Origin of the sequence: Vibrio rotiferianus CAIM 577 = LMG 21460 (genome assembly GCF_002741985.1) — a bacterium.
In the GTDB taxonomy this organism is placed as follows: domain Bacteria; phylum Pseudomonadota; class Gammaproteobacteria; order Enterobacterales; family Vibrionaceae; genus Vibrio; species Vibrio rotiferianus.
The window spans coordinates 23,577-38,200 of sequence record NZ_APHW01000004.1 but is presented as its reverse complement, the minus strand read 5'-3'; the positions used below and the strand labels follow the sequence as shown (position 1 = coordinate 38,200).

The 14,624-nt window shown below is 45.3% G+C and carries 11 protein-coding genes, 2 tRNA genes, 1 rRNA gene and 1 pseudogene; 6 read left to right on the top strand and 9 right to left on the bottom strand.

Features of this window, described 5'->3' with window-relative positions:
- Positions 1 to 128 precede the first annotated feature (128 nt).
- From rrf to B853_RS02645, 4 genes are all read left to right on the top strand, one after another.
- Positions 129 to 245, top strand: a 5S ribosomal RNA gene (gene rrf, locus B853_RS02660).
- Between the two features lie 69 nt (positions 246 to 314).
- Positions 315 to 391 (top strand) — tRNA-Asp (locus tag B853_RS02655).
- 35 nt (positions 392 to 426) lie between these two features.
- A tRNA-Trp gene (locus B853_RS02650) sits at positions 427 to 503 on the top strand.
- 274 nt (positions 504 to 777) lie between these two features.
- Complete coding sequence (locus B853_RS02645; RefSeq protein WP_128826795.1) at positions 778 to 1,791, top strand: IS110 family RNA-guided transposase; 1,014 nt, start codon at positions 778 to 780, stop codon at positions 1,789 to 1,791.
- 240 nt (positions 1,792 to 2,031) lie between these two features.
- Here B853_RS02645 and B853_RS26305 read toward each other — a convergent pair whose 3' ends face one another.
- From B853_RS26305 to B853_RS02610, 7 genes and pseudogenes are all read right to left on the bottom strand, one after another.
- The gene (locus B853_RS26305) at positions 2,032 to 2,481 is read right to left on the bottom strand and encodes a hypothetical protein (protein ID WP_227741922.1); all 450 of its coding nucleotides are present in this window, start codon (positions 2,479 to 2,481) and stop codon (positions 2,032 to 2,034) included.
- A 192-nt stretch (positions 2,482 to 2,673) separates the two neighbouring features.
- Entirely contained in the window at positions 2,674 to 3,621 is a 948-nt protein-coding gene (gene secF, locus B853_RS02635) for a protein translocase subunit SecF (RefSeq protein ID WP_010446147.1), read from the bottom strand.
- A 14-nt stretch (positions 3,622 to 3,635) separates the two neighbouring features.
- Positions 3,636 to 5,492: a protein translocase subunit SecD gene (gene secD / locus B853_RS02630; protein WP_081641210.1), complete on the bottom strand. Its 1,857-nt coding sequence runs from the start codon at positions 5,490 to 5,492 to the stop codon at positions 3,636 to 3,638.
- 21 nt (positions 5,493 to 5,513) lie between these two features.
- Positions 5,514 to 5,843, bottom strand: coding sequence for a preprotein translocase subunit YajC (gene yajC / locus B853_RS02625; RefSeq protein WP_010446143.1), 330 nt, complete (start codon positions 5,841 to 5,843; stop codon positions 5,514 to 5,516).
- Between the two features lie 177 nt (positions 5,844 to 6,020).
- Positions 6,021 to 7,157: a tRNA guanosine(34) transglycosylase Tgt gene (gene tgt / locus B853_RS02620; protein WP_005424899.1), complete on the bottom strand. Its 1,137-nt coding sequence runs from the start codon at positions 7,155 to 7,157 to the stop codon at positions 6,021 to 6,023.
- A gap of 205 nt (positions 7,158 to 7,362) precedes the next feature.
- Entirely contained in the window at positions 7,363 to 8,415 is a 1,053-nt protein-coding gene (queA, locus tag B853_RS02615) for a tRNA preQ1(34) S-adenosylmethionine ribosyltransferase-isomerase QueA (RefSeq protein WP_010446141.1), read from the bottom strand.
- A 244-nt stretch (positions 8,416 to 8,659) separates the two neighbouring features.
- Positions 8,660 to 9,825: pseudogene (locus B853_RS02610) on the bottom strand (trypsin-like serine protease).
- 255 nt (positions 9,826 to 10,080) lie between these two features.
- On the opposite strand from B853_RS02610, the gene B853_RS02605 reads away from it, so the two are divergent.
- Together B853_RS02605 and B853_RS02600 are read left to right on the top strand one after the other, a co-directional pair.
- Positions 10,081 to 10,302 (top strand): hypothetical protein, encoded by a 222-nt coding sequence (locus tag B853_RS02605; protein WP_038885629.1) that lies wholly within the window; start codon positions 10,081 to 10,083, stop codon positions 10,300 to 10,302.
- 234 nt (positions 10,303 to 10,536) lie between these two features.
- Positions 10,537 to 10,986 (top strand): CBS domain-containing protein, encoded by a 450-nt coding sequence (locus tag B853_RS02600; protein WP_010446134.1) that lies wholly within the window; start codon positions 10,537 to 10,539, stop codon positions 10,984 to 10,986.
- A gap of 139 nt (positions 10,987 to 11,125) precedes the next feature.
- On the opposite strand, the gene aceA is transcribed toward B853_RS02600, so the two are convergent.
- Positions 11,126 to 12,439 carry an isocitrate lyase gene (gene aceA / locus B853_RS02595; protein WP_010446133.1) on the bottom strand — a complete coding sequence of 438 codons (1,314 nt, stop codon included), beginning with the start codon at positions 12,437 to 12,439 and terminating at the stop codon, positions 11,126 to 11,128.
- 148 nt (positions 12,440 to 12,587) lie between these two features.
- Positions 12,588 to 14,216 (bottom strand): malate synthase A, encoded by a 1,629-nt coding sequence (gene aceB, locus B853_RS02590; protein WP_038885630.1) that lies wholly within the window; start codon positions 14,214 to 14,216, stop codon positions 12,588 to 12,590.
- Positions 14,217 to 14,624 lie beyond the last annotated feature (408 nt).

The window sequence follows — 14,624 nt, the reverse complement described above, 5'->3', positions numbered from 1 at the left end:
GTTGAGCTAACCTGTACTAATTGCCCGTGAGGCTTAACCATACAACACCCAAGGGGTTTTGATGGACTCAATGTAAGAACATTGAATGTGTTAAGAACTGAAAACAGCTTTCCGAATTAAAGAATTTGCTTGGCGACCATAGCGATTTGGACCCACCTGATTTCCATTCCGAACTCAGAAGTGAAACGAATTAGCGCCGATGGTAGTGTGGGGCTTCCCCATGTGAGAGTAGGACATCGCCAGGCTTGTATTTTATTTTCACTTTTTATGAAAAAGTGAAGACAAAAACTTAGACTTAAATGTCTAACCAGTGCGGAGCGGTAGTTCAGTTGGTTAGAATACCGGCCTGTCACGCCGGGGGTCGCGGGTTCGAGTCCCGTCCGCTCCGCCACTTATTCGAGAGTCGTCTCATTAAACACGAACTACAGGGGTGTAGCTCCAATTGGCAGAGCAGCGGATTCCAAATCCGCGTGTTGGGAGTTCGAATCTCTCCACCCCTGCCATATTCTAAAGCCTCAGCAGAAATGCTGAGGCTTTTTTACGTCTGAAGAAAAGAGCATTAGCTTAGTAGAACGAGCTCTGGATTCCCCTAATACCAGAATAGAGCGTGTTGGGAGCTGGTTCGCCAGCCCGCTTGGTAGCAAGTCCTATTGAATATCCGGAGTGCCGATCCAATCCACCCCTGCCATCTTCTGAGGCCTCAGCAATAAAATTATATGGTCCGCCTCACTCTCAAGCCCTACGCTTAGAGTAGGCTCTCAGAACGAGGTGAACCATATGTCTACCATTCACATCTTAGGTATCGATTTAGGCAAGCACTGCTTTCATGCGGTCGGCAACAATCACACTGGCAAAGACGTTATTCGCCGTAAGTTTAGTCGAAGCCAACTACTTCGTTTCTTATCTGTACTTGAACCTACCATCATCGCTTTTGAAGCCTGTGGTGGTGCTCACTGGCTTGCGAGAAAGTGTGAAGCCTATGGGCATCGAGTTCGACTTATCCCTCCTCAATATGTAAAACCTTACGTCAAAGGTAACAAGAACGACTTTATTGATGCAGCTGCGATAGCAGAAGCCGCGAGTCGACCAAGCATGAGATTTGTCTCTGCCAAGTCAGAGGAAGCTCAAGTAATCGCAGCTATCCATCGAGTGAGGGATGGCTATATCAAAGAACGAACGGCTTGTATGAGCCGAATTGGAGCAATACTACTTGAGTTCGGGCTGAGTTTTCCTAAAGGCCATGCCAAGATGAAAGCGTTATTTCAGTGGTTGGCCGAGCAAGATATAAAGCTACCACAGAGTCTGGTCGCTGAGTTGCTCTCGATTCATGAGCACTATAAATACCTAAATGAGCAAGTATCTACTCAAGATAGAAAACTGAAAGCGATTACTGAAAATAATGAAAATGCCGAACTTTTGAAGAGTATTCCTGGTATTGGTGATTTAACAGCCACGCTGTGTGTGGCCAATATCAGTTCTCCTTCAAACTTTGGTGGAGGTCGCGAGATGGCCGCATGGCTAGGACTCGTTCCTAGGCAGTATTCAACGGGTGGCAAATCAAAGTTATTAGGCATGAGTAAACGAGGGAACAAACACCTTCGCGCTCTATTTATACATGGAGCGAGGTCCGTGCTATCTAGGATAGAAACAACAGGAAAAGTGTTCGGAGATTGGTTAGTCAATTTACGAGCAACAAAGCCGTTTAATGTTGTGGTAGTCGCACTTGCCAATAAGCTAGCAAGAATAGCTTGGGCGGTGTTGTACCACCGCCAAGCTTTTAAGGCTGTATAGCCATAACCAAGTTTGCAACGCCAATGGACGTGATGACAAAAACGGTCAATCGGCCAGATTAGTAACCTGATACAAAAAATAGCACCTAGTTGCTTTGGGGCTTTTAAGGATAATCTGGCGCGGATATCATCGTGGAGCGGGGAAGTTAATGTTCCCAACGGGGACTCCGAATACATTAGCGCAAACCAACTCCGTTATGACTAAATTGTAGTTGCAATAACGGGGCGGACCATACATTTTTTATATCGAACAATCTGCCTGTTTATAGAAACGGTCGTAGTCAGGTAAGTGGTCTATTTTTACGTGCTTAACCTTCCATACTTGTTCCTTCATTAGAAACTGCAACGAAACCGTAACTGGCTGGTATACATCTCCAAATCCGTTTACGGAAAGACACCCAACGCCTCCATCCTCACTGTATGCTTCAAAGTAAGACAGCTCCGTAACCAAACTTGATGGTATGGATGATAAAAATGGAAATTGATGACCAAATTTTATTGGGTGAGACTGAATTTCTCGTTTTTCTTTGGGAAAAAGATCTAACTCTGCAACCACCTTCAATACTTCTGCATATTGCATCTGATACAAGTCGTTTCTGATCGTTAAGTAGGTATCATAAAGCTGACCAGCAACAGCAGGTGCATTCATGGTAACCAAGCAGAAAGAAAACAATCCGAACTTCACCATCATTTTCACATCGAGCTTTTGGAAGCTCTACTCTCCTATAAATCTTGAAATAAAAAACATAGCGATTCCTATTTCACCGTTCAAAATGGGTAATCAGAGCCTCGAAACAGTTCAAAGAAAATTGAAAGGCTGGATTCTGGATACAAAAAAACCGCTGACTGCTCAGCGGTTTTTGTTTTCGGTTCTCAATCTGCCTTATGGCATCTCGTCGAACTCTGCACCTTCTTTTTCTACTTGAGGTGGCATCAAGTGCTCTTTCTGGATACCCAGTTTTAGCGCAAGTGCTGATGCTACATAGATAGAAGAGTAAGTACCTACAGTGATACCTAGTAGAAGCGCGGTCGCGAAACCATGAATCATCGCACCACCCTGCATGAATAGTGCAATAACCACGAACAATGTCGTACCAGACGTAATCAATGTACGGCTCAACGTTTGAGTGATTGAAGCATCCATGATGTCTGAAGGTTCACCCTTACGCATCTTACGGAAGTTTTCACGGATCCGGTCGAATACAACGATGGTATCGTTGAGCGAGTAACCAACTACCGTGAGTAGCGCCGCTACGATGGTTAGGTCCACTTCGATTTGCATAAGTGAGAAGACACCCAGCGTGATAATGATATCGTGTGCCAGTGCCATTACCGCACCAGCCGCTAGGCGCCATTCGAATCGCATTGATACGTAGATCAGGATACAGATCAGCGATACAAGAATCGCTAGACCACCCGCTTCCGTTAGCTCATCACCAACGTTTGGACCTACGAATTCAATACGACGCATTTCTACGCTTTCACCTGTACCATCTTTAATAGCACCGATGATTTGGTTGCCCAGCGTTTCACCTGAAACGTCGTCACGTGGACGCAAACGAACCATTACATCACGAGCACTACCAAAGTTTTGTACTGTCGCATCGCCGAAGCCTTTCGAGTCTAGAGCTGCACGAATCTCTTCAAGGTTTGCTGGTTGTTCAAAACCCACCTCGATAAGCGTACCGCCCGTAAAATCTAGGCCCCAGTTCAACCATTTGGTTGATAGCGTGAAGATAGAAGCAGCGATCATAACGATAGAGAATACGAACGCGACTTTCGACCAACGCATAAAGCCGATCGTGTTTTCTGCTTTTAGAATTTGAAACATATTAATTCCCAGCCTTAGATCGACAATTTATCAACGCGTTTGCCACCGTAAATTAGGTTCACGATACAACGTGTACCCACAATAGCGGTGAACATTGAAGTTAAGATACCGATAGAGAGTGTTACTGCGAAACCTTTCACCGCGCCTGTACCCACTGCAAATAGAATGATCGCAGTGATAAGCGTTGTGATGTTCGCATCGGCAATGGTGCTGAATGCGTTTGCGTAACCTTGGTGAATTGCTTGCTGTGGACTGCGTCCATCTCGAAGCTCTTCACGAATACGCTCAAAGATCAGCACGTTCGCATCGACCGCCATACCGACCGTCAATACGATACCGGCAATACCTGGCAACGTCATGGTAGCGCCTGGAATCATCGACATTACACCAATGATAAGAACCAAGTTTGCCATCAACGCGATATTTGCAATCAAACCGAAGCCACGGTAGTAAAGCAGCGTAAACAGCATTACGGCTACCATACCCCAGATACATGCTTGGATACCCATATCGATGTTTTGCTGACCCATTGATGGACCAATGGTACGCTCTTCAACGATAGAGATAGGTGCGATTAGAGCACCAGCACGTAGTAAAAGTGCTAGGTTGTGCGCTTCTGCTGCAGAGTCGATACCAGTGATACGGAAGTTACGACCAAGAGCCGATTGAATCGTTGCTTGGTTGATAACTTCTTCATGCTTATCAAGGATAACTTTGCCTTCAGGCGTACGACGACCACTGTCTTTGTATTCTGCAAACACGGTAGCCATTAGCTTACCGATGTTCTTCTTAGAGAACGCAGACATCTTGTTGCCACCTTCGCTGTCTAGCGAGATGTTAACTTGTGGGCGACCGTATTCATCAACACTTGAGCTTGCATCCGTGATGCTTTGACCGCCAAGAATAACGCGCTTCTTAAGCACAACTGGGCGACCATCACGGTCCATCTTGATTTCGCTACCTGCTGGCGCGCGACCATTTGCCGCCGCTGATAGGTCAGCTTTATCGTCAACTTCGCGGAACTCTAGTGTTGCCGTAGCACCTAGAATTTCCTTCGCACGAGCTGTGTCTTGAACACCAGGCAGTTCAACTACGATGCGGCTAGCACCTTGACGTTGAACCAATGGTTCAGCAACACCCAGTTCGTTAACACGGTTACGAAGAATCGTGATGTTTTGTTCAACTGCGTAGTTACGTATCTCTTGTAAACGTTGCTCGGTAAAGGTGGCAATCAACGCGTAACGACCATTAGAATCAGATTCGACAAAGTTCATGTCTGGGTGATTCTTTTCTAGCGTTGCTTTCGCTTCCGCTAGTTGCTCTTCGTTACGTAGCAAGACTTCGACACCATCTTTACCAGAAGGGCGAATCGCGCGATAACGAACCTTAGCTTCACGAAGTTCACTACGGAAAGCTTCTTCTTGTTGCCCAACAAGCTTCTCCATTGCTGCGTCCATATCCACTTCCATCAAGAAGTGAACACCACCACGTAGGTCAAGACCTAGTTTCAGTGGCGACGCACCAATTGCTTCTAGCCAATCTGGCGTAGATGCAGCAAGGTTTAGTGCAACAATTTTATCTTTGCCAAGCGCTTCGCTGATAATATCGCGTGCACTGATTTGAGTATCAGTGTCATTGAAACGTACAAGGATTGATCCATTCTCGAGAGCAATGGATTTATGAGAAAGGTGCTCTTTATCAAGAGCTTTAGTGACAGCATCCAGCGTTGACATATCTACAGAGGCGCCACGCGCCCCTGTAACTTGAATAGCCGGATCTTCACCGTAGATATTTGGAAGCGCGTATAACGCCGCGGTGACGATGGCAAAAAATACCATCAAGTACTTCCATAATGGATAACGGTTTAGCACAGCGAGGATCCTTTAGCTGTTTTATAGAGACTTCAGTGTACCTTTTGGTAGCACTGCAGTTACGAAGTCTTTCTTGATTACAACTTCATTGTTTGCATTAAGCTCAATTGAAATGTAGTCGTTGTCTTCAGCAATCTTAGTGATTTTACCCACTAGACCACCGCTTGTTAGAACTTCATCGCCTTTGCCCATTGAAGACATCAGGTTCTTGTGTTCTTTAACACGCTTAGATTGTGGGCGATAGATCATGAAGTAGAAGATCACCGCGAACATGCCTAGCATGATTAGCATTTCAAAACCGCCGCCTGCTGGTGCGCCTTCTGCTGCTGCGTGAGCTTGAGAAATAAACATTAAAACATCCTCATTATATTTTATTGATAATCCAACAAGTTGGGCTTTCGTAATTTAGATTCAAGTTTGAGATTAAGTAATAGAGATCACCTTCTCAAAAATAACGTACGTTAGCCTACTTTATTAGCAAAAGCCTCTGGCAACATGCCAAAGGCTTTAATTCTTTTAATCTGTTAATTACTGCTCTTTTGCTAGCGGTGGTACTTCACGACCACGACGCTCATAGAATTCAGTAACGAACTCATCGAAACGATCTTCATCAATCGCCTTACGAATGCTTTCCATCAGACGCTGGTAGTAGCGTAGGTTGTGGATAGTGTTCAGGCGAGCACCTAGGATTTCGTTACAACGCTCTAGGTGGTGAAGGTACGATTTGCTGTAGTGCTGACAAGTGTAACAGTCACAGTGCGGATCTAGCGGAGTTGTATCCGTTTTATGTTTCGCATTACGGATCTTGATCACACCACCAGTCACAAATAGGTGACCATTACGCGCGTTACGCGTTGGCATTACACAGTCAAACATGTCGATACCACGACGAACACCTTCAACCAAATCTTCCGGTTTGCCTACGCCCATTAGGTAACGAGGCTTGTCTTCTGGAAGCTGTGGACACGTGTGCTCAAGGATACGGTGCATGTCTTCTTTCGGTTCGCCTACTGCAAGACCACCAACCGCGTAGCCATCAAAACCGATTTCCGTCAGGCCTTTGATAGACACATCACGCAGATCTTCGTAAACACCACCTTGAACGATACCAAATAGGTTGTTCGGGTTTTCTAGCTTATCGAAGTGGTCACGTGAGCGTTGTGCCCAACGTAGTGACATTTCCATCGATTTTTTCGCTTCGTTGTGTGTAGCTGGGTATGGCGTACACTCGTCGAAGATCATTACAATGTCAGAACCTAGGTCTTTTTGGATTTCCATCGACTTTTCAGCGTCCATGAAAATCTTGTCGCCGTTTACTGGGCTACGGAAGTGAACACCTTTTTCAGTGATCTTACGCATTTTACCTAGGCTGAATACTTGGAAACCGCCTGAATCAGTAAGAATAGGACCGTGCCAGTTCATGAAATCGTGCAGGTCACCGTGCATTTTCATCACTTCTTGACCAGGACGTAACCATAGGTGGAAAGTGTTGCCTAGCAGGATTTCTGCACCCGTGCCTTTTACTTCTTCCGGAGTCATACCTTTAACGGTACCGTAAGTACCTACTGGCATGAATGCTGGAGTTTGAACAGTGCCACGTTCGAAGGTCAATTGACCACGACGCGCATTGCCGTTTTTCTTTTTAAGATCGAATGATAATTTCACGATGCCTCCGAGTGTCAGAGAAACAGTCTGACTATGTATCTTGGGGTCTCCCCCACTTTAAGGAGCGGTCGCCTTCCGTGCGAGAGACAAAGCAGAGGTTCTGCTCTGTTTCCTAGCCTACTGCTAGCACTCGTAAATCGTTAGCTTTCTAACCCTTCCTAACCGGCCCCGTCACAAGGAAGAGGGCTAGAGAGGGGTTAAAACATTATGCTGTCTTCTTTTTAATAAACATTGAGTCACCGTACGAGAAGAAACGGTATTTGTTTTCCACCGCGTGCTTGTAAGCATTCATGGTGTTCTCGTAACCAGCAAACGCACTCACCAACATAATTAACGTTGATTCTGGTAAGTGAAAGTTGGTGATCAAGCAATCCACCAGCTGGTACTCGTAACCAGGGTAGATAAAGATTTCAGTATCGCCAAAAAAAGGAACCAATTCTGTCCCCTTTTTCAGCGCGTCTTGAGCTGCACTTTCTAGTGAACGCACTGATGTTGTACCGACTGCGACGATTCGACCGCCGCGCGCTTTAGTTGCGTTAATCGCATCCACAACATCCTGCGGTACTTCTACGTATTCTGCGTGCATGTGGTGATCGTTAATGTCATCCACTTTTACTGGTTGGAACGTACCCGCGCCCACGTGCAAAGTAACGTATGCAAACTCAGCGCCTTTCGCTTTGATTTTCTCAAGCAGAACATCATCAAAGTGAAGGCCCGCCGTCGGCGCTGCAACCGCACCTGGCTTTTGGTTATAAACCGTTTGGTAACGCTCTTTATCCGCGTCTTCATCTGGGCGGTCGATGTATGGAGGAAGTGGCATGTGACCAATTTCTTCCAAAATCTCGAGTACCGTTTTATCAGAGTTAAATTTCAGCTCAAACAGCGCGTCATGACGTGCCACCATCTCAGCTGAGTATTCGTCGTTCTCGCCAACAAGGATGGTTGTGCCTGGTTTAGGCGACTTAGAACAGCGAACGTGAGCCAGAATGCTTTTCTCATCGAGCATACGCTCCACCAGCACTTCTAGCTTACCGCCGGACGCTTTTCGACCAAACATACGCGCAGGAATTACACGAGTATTGTTGAAAACCACTAGGTCACCGGCTTGAACTTGTTCTAACACATCAGTAAACGTGCCATCAATTAGCTCACCTGTATTGCCGTCCATTTGCAGCAGTCGGCTAGCAGTACGCTCTGGCTGAGGGTAACGAGCGATAAGTTCATCTGGAAGGTCGAAATGGAAATCTGATACTTGCATGTTACTTGTCTTATCTATTGGTCAAATCACGTCAAGAACGACGATAAAATTGCGACGAGTTTTTCGCAGCAGACTAGTATATGTTTACATGCTGCAATAGCAAGCAAATCCCCCTAGATTGACTGTAAAAGCTTTCACTAAGAGTGTAATAAAACGTGAAAGATGCAGAAAAGGCACACATAAAAAAGCAGCGAAGTGCGCTGCTTTTTAAAATGTCCAAATGTATTTATCAGTCGTTGATCGTTTAACTTTTGCGTCGGCGCGCCCACACCAGTGGAACAAGCAAGCCGAATAGCCAAGCGCCTAAGCTACCACCCTCGTCTTCAGAGCCTCTAAAGTTACAGTTGTTAGTAGCAATACCGTCATGGCACTCTTGTTCGGCTTCTTCTCTGGCCACAATAATAAAGTTCGGCTCAATAATATAACTCGTGGGCGGCGCATCAGCGGTAACGTAAGACTGTATCCAGTCATAATAGTGACTTACTTTGGTAAAAAAGCTAGGTATCGTGACAGAACCACAAGTCGGTAAAATAATCGGCCCCCCCCACTCACGATACCGATTTGCAAACCAGTCGCATCATCAATTAACGGACCACCACTGTCTCCTTTACAAGCACTATTGCCATACTGCGTCCGATCGTGCGGTTCGAGAACATCAACCTCTGTTGGTAAGGTACAAAGTTTAGTTTGATTATTTCTCGAGTTAATCACACCAGGGTAACTATGCCCAACTTCCAAACGCTCATAGCACTGATCAATTGGTAAAAATGCACTCGTAGTTTTTTGAAGATAAACTGATGGAATTTCAGCTTTTGGTGTCGTGGTTCCCCAACCAAATACGGATACATTTGGGTAGCGCTGATTTGTCGTGTACTCCTGACTCCAATCGAGGTTTAACCTTGCTTCAATCTCGATCATATCATCCATGGAAGCCAGTGTTGCAACAGCGGCATTAGTAACTGGGCGATCAAGGTATAGTAAGGCTATATCACTATCTAGAGCCGTTTGAATTGGCACGACGTTGCCTTTTTTATCCAATTTAGCTTTAGCAATTCGAGTGTAGTTCGGATGAACTACAACATGAGAAACCGTGTAATAATTATCTATATAGGTACTATTAAGGTCGTAAGCTTTGGCGGTAACCGCAAGATCACCAGGAGTTGTAACATAATATGAACTCTCATCAGTGCCTTGCCCCATAACAACACAGTGTGCCGCAGTCAGTACCCATTGCTTATCAACAAGAGTTCCCCCACATATTGGAAACTCCGCCATGTTGCTCGCCCGTATTGTTACGCGATCAGAAGGATTCCTCTCCAACGAACCGAGCACGATAGCCTGAGCAGATTGTACGCTCAATGTCGCAATAGCCATCGCGATGAGTTTTTTGTACCTCAGTGTTTTATACATAATTATCTTCGTTCTAATTAGGTTGCGCGTATCTTCTATCACAGGCTTATCTAGTAAAATCAAGCAAGTAAAAATGTGCGATTCAACTCATTAGATTACATTCTGACCACATACCTTATCAGTGAAAAATGCAAACTGGCTCGCATGGCATTTTTTCAGTAACCAACAGCGATAACTAACAAATGCATCAGTAGCAAAGTAGATGAACTATATTGAAAGTGAGCATTTGCTCTTTAGACATTTATTGAGGTAAGTATGAAGATGTTAACTCTAGCGCTGAGTGCTGCCGTACTCGCGTTTTCATCTGGTGCAATAGCAAGCACCAGCAATGATCGGCTCAAAGTGATACAAGACGCCTGTTACCTAAAACAGGTACCTCGTTTATGCGCCGTCAACCTGCCAGATAAAAGCTACATCGGTCGCTGTGTCGACGCGAAAGCTTATGGTCTTATTTGTGTGCATTTTAAGCAACGTTAAGAGTAACCAAAGCTAAGGTTTAAGCGCCTTAGCTTTGGTTATTTATGATAGCGCTTACATTCTAAATCTCCCCCAATTGAGTAGCTGGATTTATGGAAAATACCAGCCCATTTACACCTCTGATTGATCTCCATCTAATCGTCTTATTTTATTAATGAAAAACGAGTTAGCTCCCAGATATAGTTTGATTTTTTCTCTATATTTAAGAAAAGGACAACACCGTTGGAGGTCTTTATGATCAAGGTTGAAGATATGATGACTCGTAACCCTCATACTTTATTGCGCGAACACACACTGCGTGATGCAAAAAGCATGATGGAGGCGCTTGATATTCGACATATTCCGGTTGTTGATGCCAATAAACATTTAAAAGGCTTGGTGACTCACCGCGATATTCTTGCCGCACAAGAATCCTGTTTGCACCCAGACGAGGCGGAACAATCGTTTACTCTCGATACTCCTTTATATGAAGTGATGCATACCAACATCATGACTGCAGAACCAAGAGCAGGCCTGAAAGAAAGCGCCATCTATATGCAAAAACATAAAGTAGGTTGCCTTCCTGTGGTCAATAAAGGACATTTGGTTGGGATCATCACTGATACCGATTTTGTGACCATCGCTATTAACTTACTTGAACTACAAGAAGAGGTAGAGCCAGAAGAGCTCGAGTCCAATGAATAAGTGGTAAAATACCCATTGCGATAACAAAAAAAGCGGCGATTCCCGCCGCTCAAAACATATCAATTTTTACCAGAATCGATTATCCACTTTTGATGTGTAGCGAGAAAGCCTGCTTTTTCTCGCTATCACCTACTAGTGATTAAAACTGATCTTCTTCAGTAGAACCTGTCAGTGCCGTCACTGATGATTGTCCACCTTGGATGGTGTTGGTCATTCTATCGAAGTAACCCGTACCAACCTCTTGTTGGTGCGCTACGAACGTATAACCTTTTTCTGCCGCTTCAAACTCAGGACGTTGAACCTTCTCAACGTAATGACGCATGCCTTCGCCTTGTGCGTAAGCGTGTGCCAGTTCGAACATGTTGAACCACATGTTGTGGATGCCAGCTAGTGTGATGAACTGGTACTTGTAGCCCATGTCCGCCAGCTCTTGTTGGAACTTAGCAATAGTTTCAGCATCTAGGTTCTTCTCCCAGTTGAATGAAGGCGAACAGTTGTATGCCAACAGTTGGTCTGGGTACTCTGCATGAATTGCTTCTGCAAACTTACGTGCTTCTTCTAGACAAGGCGTTGCTGTCTCACACCAGATAAGGTCCGCATATGGTGCATAAGCTAGACCACGAGAGATTGCTTGGTCGATACCTGCGCGAACACGGTAGAAACCTTCTTGAGTACGCTCACCAACGATGAAATCTTTATCGTATGGGTCACAATCAGACGTTAGTAGGTCTGCTGCGTTTGCATCGGTACGTGCAATTACCAGCGTTGTCGTGCCAGCAACGTCCGCTGCTAGGCGAGCCGCGACCAGTTTTTGCACCGCTTCTTGAGTCGGAACCAGTACTTTACCGCCCATATGGCCACACTTCTTCACTGATGCCAGTTGGTCTTCAAAGTGAACACCTGCCGCACCTGCATCGATCATCGATTTCATTAGCTCGTAAGCGTTAAGTACACCACCAAAGCCTGCTTCTGCATCCGCTACGATTGGTAGGAAGTAATCAATACCGCCTTCGTCTTCTGGTGACTTACCTGCTGACCACTGAATTTGGTCTGCACGACGGAATGAGTTATTGATGCGTTTTACTACCGACGGTACAGAATCTACTGGGTACAGTGATTGGTCTGGGTACATAGTCGAAGCGGTATTGTTGTCCGCCGCTACCTGCCAGCCAGATAGGTAAATAGCTTCAATACCCGCTTTCGCCTGCTGTACGGCTTGACCGCCCGTCAGTGCACCAAGACAGTTTACATAGCCTTTCTTTGAGCTACCGTTGACCAGTGACCAAAGTTTGTCAGCACCACGTTGTGCGATTGTGTTCGCAGGCACCATAGAACCACGCAGTTCTACTACTTCTTCTGCTGTGTAAGTGCGCTTTACGTTTTTCCAGCGTGGGTTGGTTGCCCAATCTTTTTCCAAAGCTTCAATTTGTTGGCGGCGAGTTAAGTTAGTCATTGGTCTATCCCTCTTATAATGTGCACTTTTGCGTGTGCGTTGAGTTTTCCGTTCTCAGGCAGTACATCCTTATCTGCCTCGAATCCTTCACGTATTGGTTAAATAAACATGTATTAGTTAAATAAATTGAGTGTTCTAAATCTTTGGGTTAATCCAAGTAGTCATAACCTGGAATGGTTAAAAAGTTGGTCAGTTCATCACTGGTGGTAAGTCTCGCCATCAAGTCTGCCGCTTCTTCAAATCGACCAGCTTGGTAGCGCTGCTCACCAATTTCTTGCTTCACGACTTCAATCTCTTCTTTCAGGTAGAGTTCGAACAGCTCTTTCGTGACCTTCAATCCGTTGTCGAGCGCCTTGCCGTGTTGAATCCATTGCCAGATAGAAGCGCGTGAGATTTCAGCCGTTGCTGCGTCTTCCATCAGTCCGTAAATCGGCACACAACCATTGCCAGAGATCCACGCTTCGATGTATTGCAGCGCAACGCGGATGTTGTGGCGCATACCTTCTTCTGAGCGTTCACCCTCGCACGGTTCAAGTAACTCTGCGGCGGTGATTGGTGCGTCTTCTGAGCGGCTCACATCCAATTGGTTAGTGCGCTGCCCCAGTGTGGCACTGAACACTTCCATTGCGGTGTCTGCCAACCCCGGGTGAGCAACCCAAGTGCCGTCATGACCGTTATTCGCTTCTAACGATTTATCGTTGTGGATCTTATCCAGCACTTGTTGGTTTTCTTGTGGGTCTTTAGCCGGGATAAAGGCTGCCATGCCGCCCATCGCAAATGCGCCACGTTTATGACAAGTGCGCACCAACAATCTTGAGTAAGCGTTGAGGAATGGCTTATCCATGGTCACAACTTGGCGATCCGGAAGTACGCGATCTGGGTGGTTTTTCAGTGTTTTGATGTAGCTAAAGATGTAATCCCAGCGACCACAGTTCAAACCAACGATGTGCTCTTTCAATGAGAACAGAATCTCATCCATTTCGAATACGGCTGGTAAGGTTTCAATCAGCACAGTCGCTTTGATGGTGCCTGTATCCAAACCGAAATACTCTTCGGTGAAATGGAACACTTCGCTCCACCACTTCGCTTCATGATGCGATTGCAGTTTCGGAATGTAGAAGTAAGGACCGCTTCCTTTTTTCAGTAGCGCTTTGTAGTTGTTGTAGAAGTACAGAGCGAAATCGAATAGCGCACCTGGAATGATCTGACCGTGCCACGTTACGTGTTTTTCTTTTAGATGCAGTCCGCGAACACGGCAGATCAACACCGCTGGGTCTTCTGCCAGCTGATAGTGTTTACCATTGCCAGGGTTGGTGTAGCTGATGGTGCCATTAACAGCATCGCGCAAGTTAATTTGACCATCCAGAACTTTACTCCACGCAGGGGACATCGAATCTTCGAAGTCTGCCATGAACACTTTTACATTCGCATTCAGTGCGTTAATCACCATCTTGCGATCGGTTGGTCCAGTGATTTCCACTCGGCGATCTTGCAGATCTTGCGGGATTCCAAGGATCTTCCAGCTTCCTTCACGAATGTCTTGTGTCTCTGGTAGAAAGTCTGGCAGTTCACCAGCGTCGATGCGTGCTTGCTTCTCTTCTCGTGCTTCCAGCAACTGTTCAACACGTCCGGCAAATTTTTCACACAGTAGAGATAAAAAGGTTTGGGCTTCAACAGGGAAAATTGCTTGATGTTCAGGAGCAACGACTCCATTCACCTCAAGCATGCCTTGGGTTTGCTTTAGTTGTTGTGTTTTTTGTTCTGTCTGAGCAAGCATAATCATTCATCCTTAACGTGCTTTATCCATCTTGGGCAGTCAGCCTAAAGCTACATTTGTAAGTTATGAACAACAAATTACATCCTTCGATTTGGTGTTCACTTCGCTTCATTGTGTCTATACATTGCGCAACCTGAATTGCTTTTTCAATCTAGACATAAGTCTTACAAGCCTTTAATTAAGCTAACCCAACAAAGGTTTAAGCGAAACCCCTCAAGTAAACAAAACGTTAAATTCAAAGTTTTATTCGGTATCAAACAAGTGTTTGATTTTTGAGTTCAATTTGTAAGTTATTACGTAATTAAATTACATTAAATTTACAGGTTATTTTTGAATTCAAACAAGCGTATGAATAGTGAGGCAGGAGAAAAATCCTTGTATTCACAAGGGCTAGGAAGAGGAAATTAA

Coding starts and splice junctions, on each gene's coding strand:
- secF (WP_010446147.1), bottom strand. CDS start 3,621: ATGTTTCAAATTCTAAAAGCAGAAAACACGATCGGCTTTATGCGTTGG.
- aceB (WP_038885630.1), bottom strand. CDS start 14,216: ATGCTTGCTCAGACAGAACAAAAAACACAACAACTAAAGCAAACCCAA.
- yajC (WP_010446143.1), bottom strand. CDS start 5,843: ATGTTTATTTCTCAAGCTCACGCAGCAGCAGAAGGCGCACCAGCAGGC.
- B853_RS02645 (WP_128826795.1), top strand. CDS start 778: ATGTCTACCATTCACATCTTAGGTATCGATTTAGGCAAGCACTGCTTT.
- aceA (WP_010446133.1), bottom strand. CDS start 12,439: ATGACTAACTTAACTCGCCGCCAACAAATTGAAGCTTTGGAAAAAGAT.
- queA (WP_010446141.1), bottom strand. CDS start 8,415: ATGCAAGTATCAGATTTCCATTTCGACCTTCCAGATGAACTTATCGCT.
- B853_RS02600 (WP_010446134.1), top strand. CDS start 10,537: ATGATCAAGGTTGAAGATATGATGACTCGTAACCCTCATACTTTATTG.
- B853_RS26305 (WP_227741922.1), bottom strand. CDS start 2,481: ATGATGGTGAAGTTCGGATTGTTTTCTTTCTGCTTGGTTACCATGAAT.
- B853_RS02605 (WP_038885629.1), top strand. CDS start 10,081: ATGAAGATGTTAACTCTAGCGCTGAGTGCTGCCGTACTCGCGTTTTCA.